We start from the raw sequence: 8,986 nt of genomic DNA, 5'->3' as shown, positions 1-8,986 counted from the left end.
CAAGCGCCAGGGGCCGCTCTACAAGGACGCCCGCGACGCGGCCTGGGGCGACGAATGGCCGCCGCCGGAGGACTGAACCCCGTCCGGCCCGGCATCCCGCGCGGCCGGGCACCCCGTGCGGCGGGGCGCCCGGCCGGACCCGGTCAGGGGCGGGCCGCCCTCAGGGCCGGATCTCCTGCGTACAGCACTTCACACTGCCGCCGCCTTTCAGCAACTCGCCCAGATCCATTCCGACCGGCTCGAACCCCCGGTCCCGCAGCGGTTCGAACAGCCCCACGGCCGCCTGCGGCAGCAGTACGTGCCGTCCGTCGCTCACCGCGTTCAGCCCGAACGCCGCCGCGTCCCGCTCCCCGGCGATCAGCGCGTCCGGAAACAGCCGGGCCAGCACCGAACGGCTGCCGGGCGAGAACGCTCCCGGGTAGTACATGATCTCGTCGCCCGTGTCGTCGAGGACGCAGAGCGCCGTATCCAGGTGGTAGTAGCGGGGGTCGACCAGATCCAGTCCGACGACCGGCCGCCCGAAGAACTCCTGCGCCTCGTCGTGGGAGAGCGGCGACGACCGGAAGCCGCGCCCGGCGAGTACATACGAGGCGGTGACGGCGAAGTCGCCCTCGCCCTCGTTGATGTGAGCCGGTTCGTGGATCTCGGTGAACCCGGCCGTCCGGAACCACTCCAGATGGACGGCGGCCTCCGGCTCGCGTTCCGGGTGCGCGAAGCGGGCGAGCAGCACCCGCCCGTCGATCACGGTCGCGCCGTTGGCGGCGAAGACCATATCGGGCAGGTCGGGACGGGGGACGAGCAGTTCGACGGTGTGCCCGAAGGCGCGGTAACGGTCGCGCAGGTCCTCCCACTGGGTGACGGCGAGCGGCAGATCGACGGGCTTGGCCGGGTCCATCCACGGGTTGATGGAGTACGTCACCCGGAAATGCGCCGGTGGGCACATCAGGTAGCGGCGGGGCGACGCTTCGCGGAGCGATGAGCGCAAGGTGGGCTCCTCACGGACGAAACGAGGGACACGCGGGTCTGCGTGTGAGGGGTACGCGGGTATGCGTGGAAGCCATGGTGCGGCCAAGTCCGGGAAAAGGCACCGGACGTGCGGAGATACGGCCCGTCGGGGGTCCGTCCGGGGTACGTCTCCGGGCCCGCCGCCCGGTGACCCCCGCCGCCTCCCCGGACCGGCCCACTTGCGAGACGATACGTATCGGCTCATCACTTGCTAGATTGGCCGGTATGGCAGAGACCAGGACCCCCGACGCCAACCGCCGCAGCGAGCGATCCCGGCGGGCGATCTACGACGCCGCGCTCGCCCTCGTCACCGAGGTCGGCTACACCCGGACCACCATCGAAGGCATCGCCGCCCGCGCGGGCGTCGGCAAACAGACCATCTACCGCTGGTGGCCCTCGAAAGCGGCCGTCCTCCTCGAAGCCTTCCTCGACCTCGTCGCAGCGGCCGAACCCGCGAACCCCGCGGATCCGGCCGCCACCACCGGCCCGGCGGAAGCCGCCTTCCCCGACACCGGCGATCTGGAGGCCGACCTCAAGACCGTGCTCAGGGCCAGCGTCGACCAGCTCACCGACCCCCGCTACGAAGGCCCCACCCGCGCCCTCACCGCCGCGGGCATCGTGGACGAGCGGGTGGGCGCCGAATTCCTGGTCAAACTGCTCGACCCCGGACTCCGGCTCTACGGGGAACGGCTCAGGTCGGCCCAGGCCACCGGGGACGCCGACCCCTCCATCGACCCCAGGATCGCCACCGAACTCTTCGTCGGGCCCCTGCTCCACCGCTGGCTGCTGCGGACCCTGCCACTGACCCACGACTACACCGACCGGCTCGTGGAGTACGCCCTGCACGGGCTGCGCCCGCGCGGGTGATCCCCGCCACTCCCCAGCCGGGTGCCGGGCCGTCCCGGCGCCCGGAACGTACCCCTTCCGTACGCCCTCCGGGCCCCTCCCGCGCCTTGTCGCGCCCGGTCGGCGCCCGCGCGGCGCAGTATCCCCTACCGCGCCACCGCACGCGCCGGAATGCGCCGACAGGTCCCCTGGTTGGGGACAGTGGACACCCGAGGCGCCCGATGGTGGGACCATGGCAGGGACCGCGAGGGGCGAGCAGTGATGTGTGAGGGGATAGATGGGCGACGGTAAAGGCCGTTACCGCGGCGCGGGGAACGGGCTCCCCCGGGAGAGCAGGCTGGCCGGCTGGCTGCGCAGGCGCTCACGGGAAACCGAGCCCGACGACTCCGGCCGCGAGGATCTGCTGCTTGCCGTCGCCGCCGCGGGCCTGCCGCTGGCGCCCGCCGCGCACCCCGTCGCCTACCGGTGCTCCTGCGAGCGGATCGGCTGTCCCACCCCGGGCCGCCACCCCGTCTCCTTCGCCTGGCAGACCCAGTCGACGACGGACCCCGCGCAGATCCGCCGCTGGGCCCAGGGCGACCCCGAGGCGAACTTCGTCACCGCGACCGGCATGGTCCACGACGTCCTCGACGTCCCCCTCGAAGCCGGTCGCGCCGCGCTCGCCCGGCTGCTGGAACAGGACGTCGAGGTCGGCCCGGTCGCCGAGGTCGGCGGCGACGGCGAGGACGCCCGCGCGCTGTTCTTCACCCAGACCCGGGGCACCCCCGAGGACGAGGACGAATGGTGGCCCTGCGAGCTGGACTGCCACCCCGAGACCATGGCCGAACATCCCGGCCTGCGCTGGCACTGCCGGGGCAGCTATGTCCTCCTCCCGCCGTCCCGGCTCCCCGCCGACCACGCGGTGACCTGGGTACGGGGCCCGGAACACGCGCTGCCCGAGCCGCTGACCCTGCTCGGCGCCCTGACCGACGCCTGCGCGCGGTACGCGGGCGGGCGCGGCCAGGAGGAAGAGGCGTGGCCGCTCCACCGTTGAGCCGGTGACACGGGGGTACGGGCCGGGCCGCGGAAGCCGCCGGTCCCGTACCCCGCTCCTCCGCACGCCGGGCCCGAGCGGCCCGAGCGCCCCCGGCCCCGTACGGCCCCGGCTCCGGCGGTCTGCCCCGGCTCGGCCCCGTACGGCTCCGGCCCCGGCACCCGGCTCGGCCGCCCCGCCGGGTCAGGCGCCCTTCGCGGTGGTGAGGCCCACCAGCCGCCCCAGGATCTCCAGCTTCGCCGCGCCACCGCCCGCCGCCGGGACGAGCGTCGCCTGCGCCGACACCCGCTCCTTGGTGACCGAATTCTTCACCACACCCGTCAGCAGCGGCTTCACATCCGGATGGACCGGAATCCGCACCCCGGCCGCCGAGGTCTGCCGTTCATAGGTCCGGATGGTGAAGAAGGCCAGCGCGCCCCCGTTCTCGGTGGCGAACGCGAGCGGGGCGAAGTCACCCGTGTCCAGCGGCTGGTCGATCCACTGCGTCGATATCCCCGGCGAATTCGTCGTCCGCCGCCGCGCGTCCCGCCACCCCGAACTATGCGGCCCGTCCGTGAAGACCGGAGGGGTACCCGACTGCATGAAGGACGAGTACGTCTTCGGCAGCTCCGCCGGACGGGCGGCCAGCTTCTCCGTCGTCGCCGGAAGCATCTCCACGAAGCCGTCGGAGTCCTTCTTCAGCTTCGGCACCCGCGCCGCGGGCACCACATTCAGATAGTTGACCTTCCAGACGTCCGCCGGTCCGCCGCGCAGGAACACCAGCAGCCACCGCTGGTCGCCCGGCCCGCCGTCCTGGTCCCGGCCGGGATCCGCGTCCGCGAGGAAATACCGGGGCCAGCCCGCCTTCTTCGGGATCGCGTACTCGACGTCCGAAAGCTCCAGCGGCACATGCCGGGGGTTGCCGTCCGGGAAGGTCACCCCCCGCGACTTCATCCCGGCCTGATTGACCGCGCCCAGCGCGCCCGTGACATGCCCGGCGTCGAGCGTCGGATCGTACGCCTTGTCGGCGGCGTTGAAGGCGGCGACGAACTCCTTCAGCGCCTCCGCCGCCTCGGCCTCGGTGGCGTTGGGGACCAGCTCGCGTTCGCCGTGCACGGTCACACAGCCACCGACGGTCAGCGCCAGCACCACCGCGAGCCCCGTACCGGTCGCCCCACGGCCCCCGCGCCGCCGTCCCACCCGAATCCGCCTCACCATCGCCCGTCTTTCCCTCGGCCCCCGTGCCCCCCGACTGAACGACCGAACTTTATCGGGGCGAGCACAAGAACGACCGCGGGGACCAGGTACAGGAACCAGACGGTGACCTGGAGGACGGTGGGCGAGTGCTGGAACCCGACCAGACTCGTGAGAACAGCGCTGTACCAACTGTCCGGAGGCACCTCCGCGTAGACGTCGTACACCGGGGTCAGGTCGCCGCCGAGCACATCCACCACCTGGAAATTGGCGACGGCGAGCGCCAGCGTCCCGGCCGCACCGACGACCAGCGCCAGGGCCAACCCGGCGAAGAACCCCCGGCCGGGGCGGAGCCGCAGCAGGACCTGGAACACCACGATCCCCACCACGGCGGCCGTGAACATCCCCAGCAACACCCCCATGAGCGGCCGGACACTCGCACTCTCCCCGGTCGCCGCCCGGGCCGCCGCCGACAGGAACTGGGCCGGTATCAGTCCCCCCGGCGCCACCGAGCACACACCCGCCGCCACCGCCGCACCGGTGTACACGCCCCGGCGGGACGGCTCGTACCCCCGGGCCCCCGCGCGGAGCACCTCGTACACCACCCAGCTCAACAACACGACGGAGACCAGCGACAGCACCCCCGCCAGCACCAACTGTCCCTTCAGCGTCGGATACCGGGAACCGGACTCGAAGACCGACTCCACGACGACGAGCACCGCCAGCGTCCCGAACACCGCCGCCAGCACCGGCCGCACCAGATCCCCGCGCCCCACCATGAACGACGCGGCGAGCAGCGGAACGATGACCACACCGACCGAGAGACCGATCGACAGACCGAACAGAAACGTACCGTCCATGACGGAACGACCGCCCTTCCCCCTGATGCGCCCCGCGGTCCGGCGGAGCACTTGCGGTGACAGTAGCCCGGGTCCGGCGAAGACGCCGGGGCCTGTGGACAACCACCTTTCCCCGACCGCCTCCACACACCGGGACGACCGCACCCGCCGCGTCAGTTCCAGGGTCGGACCCGACCGCGGAAGTCTCCGCGATCGGCCGAGACACCGTTCAGAGCTTGACGCCGGACAGCTTCGCGAGGCGGAGCAGCCGGGGATTGCTCCGGCGGTGCAGGGACGCCACCACCCGCAGGACCTCCCGGCCCATGGGGTTCAGGCGCGCCATCTGCGGGGCCGCTTCGTACGCGGCGGCGAGGCTCGCCAGCGCGCCGTCGCGGTCGCCGGTGTCGACCTGGGCGCGGGCGATGTTGATCCGGGTCGCGGCGGTACGGGTGGGAGTGAGCCGGGCGAGTACGGGATCGATACCGTCGGCGAGGGTGAGCGCGTCCCGGGGAGTGCCCAGGTCCAGCCGGGTGGCCAGGACATGGGTCGCCGTGTTCGACGGGCCGAAGAGCATCCCGGCCCGGTTCCACTCCGCGCCCAGTTCCTCCGAGACCCGCCACGCCGAGGCGATATGACGCTCGGCCTCGCGCCTGCCCTCCTTCTTGTCGGGCAGCCGCCCGGCCAGGGTCATCCCCCGGAGGTTGAGCACCCCCACGGCGAAGGCCCGCTCCTGTCCCGAGAGACCCGCCTCGGCGGCCGCGACGGCCCGGTCCACGAGGGACAGACCGCCTTCGTAGTCCCCGCCGTTGAGATAGGCCCCGGCCCGGTCCCGCGCGGCGACGGCCACCCCGAGAGGGGTCGCCTTCTGCTCGACGGCCCACCGCTGCCGGGTGACGGCCAGCTCCGCCATGTCCATCCAGCGGTGCCGGGCCGCGACCCAGTACACGGCGCTGTAGACCTCGGCCAGCGCCATCCAGCCCGCCGCCGTGTTGACCGCGTACGCATGAGCCGTGGCATCCCGCAGGAGGCCGGGCAGCATCCGCAGCAGCCCCCGGACCTCGAAGCCGTCCCGGTACCGCCCGACGAGTTCCAGCCCGGCGCCGATCCGTCCCTCGGCCACCGGGTCCCCGCCCGGAAGGTCGTAGTCCCGCAGCGCCGATCGCAGCGCGGACAGGGACTCCTCCCCGTCCTGCGGCACCCGGGCCCGGCCCAGCACCTCGGCCACGCTCAGGCCCATGGCTCTGGCGACGGCCGAAGCGGTCGCATGGGTGAGGGTCCGGTCACCCACCTCGACCTTCGAGAGCAAGGACACGGACACATTCGCCTTGCGGGCCAGCTTGATCTGTGACCAGCCACGCTCCTTGCGGAGCGCGGCCAGATTCGCCCCAGGCGGCTGATCACTGGTGCTCATGGGTCTCAGTCTGCCCCAGGAAGTCCCGTTCGATCCTGCGATCCCGGCCATTTCGGCCGGGCGCCGATCCGGCGTGCATGAGATGTGCAAGGCCCCCTGTGGGCCCGGAGCGTTGACTCGATGACGGAGGAAGTACCTCCATATTTTCGGGTGAACCAGGACAGGGGGCGTGATGAAGGCAACCGGCGCTGCCCGCCGACCGGACTCGGCATTGGACGGGGTTCGTGAGGCGTTGGATGTGTTGGGGTGTTGGCGGGTGCGGGAGTGGTCGGGGGTGGTGCGGTTGGCGGGGCGGGTGGGGCCGATGGTGCGGGAGGCGTATACGGCGTCCGGGGTGGCGGGGGTGCTGCCCGGTTACATGCAAGCGGGGCTGGGGTGGTGTGTGGCGGACGCGCGGGCGTTGGGGCGGGCGTGGCCGCACGGGGAGCGGGCGGAGGAGTACGGGCCCGGGATCGCGGCGCTGGTGATGGATGTGGCGTACTTCGCCGCGCTCTGCGACCCCGCCGGGGCCGGGCGGTGGCCGGAGGCCGATCCGGATCGTACGGGGGACGCCGAGGCCGCCGTCGGCTTACTGGACCGGTGGGCCGGGCTCCCGGCCGCCTGGCGGGCCGCCGTCCTGCGCGAAGCCCAATACGGGGTACGGGCCCGGCGGGGGCGGCTGACCGTCGCCGAGGTCGTCGGCGTGGCGGTTACGTACGCGGGGAAGGGAGCGCCGCCGCCGATGCCGGGGTACGCGGAGCTGCGCACGGTCGACGCTCCCGAGCTGGCGCGGCGGATTCTGCGGCTGCCCCGGGACTGGCGGGTCGAAGCCTTCCGCCGGATCGCCGCCGGAGCCGACCCCCTGACCGTGGAGGCCGACGCCCGCAAGGCGATCCGTACCACCGTCACCTGAAACACCCCGACGGCAGGCCGTCGCCGGAAACCCGGTTGCTCCCCTCGCCTCGGCCGGATAGGAAAAACCCATGCTCAAAGGTGCCAAGGTAGGGCTGCGGGCCCGCCATGAGGAAGACATACCGGTCCTGTTGACCGAGCTGTACGACGATGTGGTCAACGGCTCCCGGGCCGAGGGATCGCCGTGGCGGCCGCTCCTGCCCGGGACCAAGGATCCCCGGCTCGTGGGGGACGACTCGAACGACGAGTGCGTCCGGTTCTCCGTGGTCGAGCTGGCGGGCGGCAGCCTGGTGGGGACCGCGACGTTCTGGGGGATCGACCCCCACAACCGGTCCGCGCACATCGGGCTCGGCCTGCTGCCGGAGGCCCGCGGCAAGGGGTACGGGACCGATGTCGTCGCGGTCCTCTGCCACTACGGCTTCGTCGTGCGCGGGCTGCACCGGCTGCAGATCGAGACCCTCGCGGACAACACCGCGATGCTGCGCTCAGCCGAGCGCAACGGCTTCGTCCGCGAGGGCGTGCTGCGCTCGTCGGCGTGGGTGATGGGGGAGTTCCTGGACCAGGTGCTGCTCGGGCTCCTCGCCCAGGAATGGCAGCAGGACCGGGGGGCGTAGCCCGGCTCAGCCCTCCCTCGGCAGCCCGCCGTGCGCGTGGGCGGACGCCCAGATCGCGTCGCCCGGGAAGTCGACGTCGTAGCCGAGCAGACCGCCGACGAGGGCGTCGCAGGTCGCCCGGCCCGAGGGGTCCGTGGTGATCCGGCAGCGTTCCCGGCCGCCCGAGGTGAAGATCAGGAGGCGGCCGGGGAGCGGGCGGCCGGTCGCCGTGTCGGTGAGGGTGGCGGTCGCCCGGCCGAGGGAGACCGGGCCCGCGCGGAGTGTGCTCGCCAGCGGGGTGGCCGGGGTCATCCGCAGGGTCGCGGCGACCGTGGCGTCGTCCTGGGCCGCGTCGCGGGACCAGAGGAGGAGCAGACCGGAGTCGGGGCCGCCGGTGGTGGCGCGGCAGTTGGAGGCGGGGCTGCTGATGTCGCGGGCCGGGTCGGTGACATAGCCGCCGATGGGGGCGAAGACGGCCTCCGGGAGGCAGACGTACTGGATCCGGTCGGGGGCGGCCCCGGGGTGGGCCGTGCCGGAGACCGCGACCGCGAGGGTCGGGGCGTCCGGGCGGGCGTACCGGTCGGCGACGGCCAGGTCGCCGGTGGGGCGGTCGAAGGTCTCCTCGGTGGAGTGCACCGGGTCGAAGGGGCGGTACGACGCCCCGGCCGCGCCGAGCTGGACGACGGGCCCGTCGTCCCCGGCGATCGCGGTGTCCCAGAGGTATTCGATCCGGAACCGGTGCGGTGCGGGGCGGCTGTCGGTGACCTTGGTGGTGACGGTGACCCGGGTGTCCGCGACCGTCGTGCCGCTGACCGCGACCCGCTGCTCCAGATCGAAGGCGTCCGTGACGGACCACCTGGTCACGGATTCGGCGCCGTCCACCCGTACGGTCCGTACCGAGGGGTCGAGGGAGACCTCGTCGGCGTGGGTGAGCAACTGCCCCTGCACATAGACCCGTCCCGTGCCCAGGTCCGCGACCCGCAGAAAGCTGGTACCGGGCACGCCCCCGCCGTAGAGGACGTCCCGGCCCGGGCCCGCCGGGTTCCGCTCGCCGGTCAGTACGGTGAACTCACCGGCGCCGGGCCGCTCCCGGCCGTTGACGTACGCCTGGAAGATGTCGTTGCCGAAGCCGCCCGGTGGCAGCGCGGCTGCGGAGGTCCCGCTGGAGGTGGAGGTGGTCATCTCGGTCCTTCGG

General features: G+C 72.9%; 9 protein-coding genes. 4 read left to right on the top strand and 5 right to left on the bottom strand.

Going from position 1 to position 8,986, the window contains the following annotated elements; all coding sequences use genetic code 11:
- Positions 1-160 precede the first annotated feature (160 nt).
- A complete protein-coding gene (gene ddaH, locus AB0G74_RS31415; RefSeq protein ID WP_361153223.1) occupies positions 161-985 on the bottom strand; it encodes a dimethylargininase in 825 nt (274 codons plus the stop codon).
- A gap of 245 nt (positions 986-1,230) precedes the next feature.
- Between ddaH and AB0G74_RS31410 the strand changes: the two genes are divergently transcribed.
- Together AB0G74_RS31410 and AB0G74_RS31405 are read left to right on the top strand one after the other, a co-directional pair.
- Positions 1,231-1,872: a TetR/AcrR family transcriptional regulator gene (locus AB0G74_RS31410; RefSeq protein ID WP_361153220.1), complete on the top strand. Its 642-nt coding sequence runs from the start codon at positions 1,231-1,233 to the stop codon at positions 1,870-1,872.
- 256 nt (positions 1,873-2,128) lie between these two features.
- Entirely contained in the window at positions 2,129-2,884 is a 756-nt protein-coding gene (locus AB0G74_RS31405; protein WP_361153217.1) for a bifunctional DNA primase/polymerase, read from the top strand.
- Positions 2,885-3,067: 183 nt separating this feature from the next.
- Here AB0G74_RS31405 and AB0G74_RS31400 read toward each other — a convergent pair whose 3' ends face one another.
- The 3 genes from AB0G74_RS31400 to AB0G74_RS31390 all read right to left on the bottom strand — a co-directional run bounded on the left by AB0G74_RS31400 (position 3,068) and on the right by AB0G74_RS31390 (position 6,307).
- Positions 3,068-4,081, bottom strand: a complete 1,014-nt coding sequence (locus tag AB0G74_RS31400) for a hypothetical protein (protein WP_361153214.1) — start codon at positions 4,079-4,081, stop codon at positions 3,068-3,070.
- Positions 4,075-4,917 carry an FTR1 family protein gene (locus AB0G74_RS31395; protein ID WP_361153211.1) on the bottom strand — a complete coding sequence of 281 codons (843 nt, stop codon included), beginning with the start codon at positions 4,915-4,917 and terminating at the stop codon, positions 4,075-4,077. The genes AB0G74_RS31400 and AB0G74_RS31395 overlap by 7 nt, the downstream gene beginning before the upstream one ends.
- A 208-nt stretch (positions 4,918-5,125) precedes the next feature.
- Entirely contained in the window at positions 5,126-6,307 is a 1,182-nt protein-coding gene (locus tag AB0G74_RS31390; RefSeq protein ID WP_361153208.1) for a helix-turn-helix transcriptional regulator, read from the bottom strand.
- Positions 6,308-6,611: 304 nt separating this feature from the next.
- Here AB0G74_RS31390 and AB0G74_RS31385 point away from each other — a divergent pair, with 304 nt between their 5' ends.
- Positions 6,612-7,199, top strand: coding sequence for a hypothetical protein (locus AB0G74_RS31385; RefSeq protein WP_361153205.1), 588 nt, complete (start codon positions 6,612-6,614; stop codon positions 7,197-7,199).
- 70 nt (positions 7,200-7,269) lie between these two features.
- Positions 7,270-7,812, top strand: coding sequence for a GNAT family protein (locus tag AB0G74_RS31380; protein WP_361153202.1), 543 nt, complete (start codon positions 7,270-7,272; stop codon positions 7,810-7,812).
- Between the two features lie 6 nt (positions 7,813-7,818).
- Here AB0G74_RS31380 and AB0G74_RS31375 read toward each other — a convergent pair whose 3' ends face one another.
- Positions 7,819-8,973 carry a hypothetical protein gene (locus AB0G74_RS31375; RefSeq protein ID WP_361153200.1) on the bottom strand — a complete coding sequence of 385 codons (1,155 nt, stop codon included), beginning with the start codon at positions 8,971-8,973 and terminating at the stop codon, positions 7,819-7,821.
- Positions 8,974-8,986: the final 13 nt, after the last annotated feature.

It is taken from the genome of Streptomyces sp. NPDC020875 (assembly GCF_040641415.1).
Classification (GTDB): Bacteria; Actinomycetota; Actinomycetes; order Streptomycetales; family Streptomycetaceae; genus Streptomyces.
The sequence above is the reverse complement of the archived record's forward strand: the minus strand, read 5'-3'. Positions and strand labels throughout refer to the sequence as shown.

Excerpts from the sequence above, each read along its gene's own strand:
- AB0G74_RS31410 (WP_361153220.1), top strand. The coding sequence starts at position 1,231 with ATGGCAGAGACCAGGACCCCCGACGCCAACCGCCGCAGCGAGCGATCC.
- AB0G74_RS31405 (WP_361153217.1), top strand. The coding sequence starts at position 2,129 with ATGGGCGACGGTAAAGGCCGTTACCGCGGCGCGGGGAACGGGCTCCCC.
- AB0G74_RS31400 (WP_361153214.1), bottom strand. The coding sequence starts at position 4,081 with ATGGTGAGGCGGATTCGGGTGGGACGGCGGCGCGGGGGCCGTGGGGCG.
- AB0G74_RS31395 (WP_361153211.1), bottom strand. The coding sequence starts at position 4,917 with ATGGACGGTACGTTTCTGTTCGGTCTGTCGATCGGTCTCTCGGTCGGT.
- AB0G74_RS31390 (WP_361153208.1), bottom strand. The coding sequence starts at position 6,307 with ATGAGCACCAGTGATCAGCCGCCTGGGGCGAATCTGGCCGCGCTCCGC.
- AB0G74_RS31385 (WP_361153205.1), top strand. The coding sequence starts at position 6,612 with ATGGTGCGGGAGGCGTATACGGCGTCCGGGGTGGCGGGGGTGCTGCCC.
- AB0G74_RS31380 (WP_361153202.1), top strand. The coding sequence starts at position 7,270 with ATGCTCAAAGGTGCCAAGGTAGGGCTGCGGGCCCGCCATGAGGAAGAC.
- AB0G74_RS31375 (WP_361153200.1), bottom strand. The coding sequence starts at position 8,973 with ATGACCACCTCCACCTCCAGCGGGACCTCCGCAGCCGCGCTGCCACCG.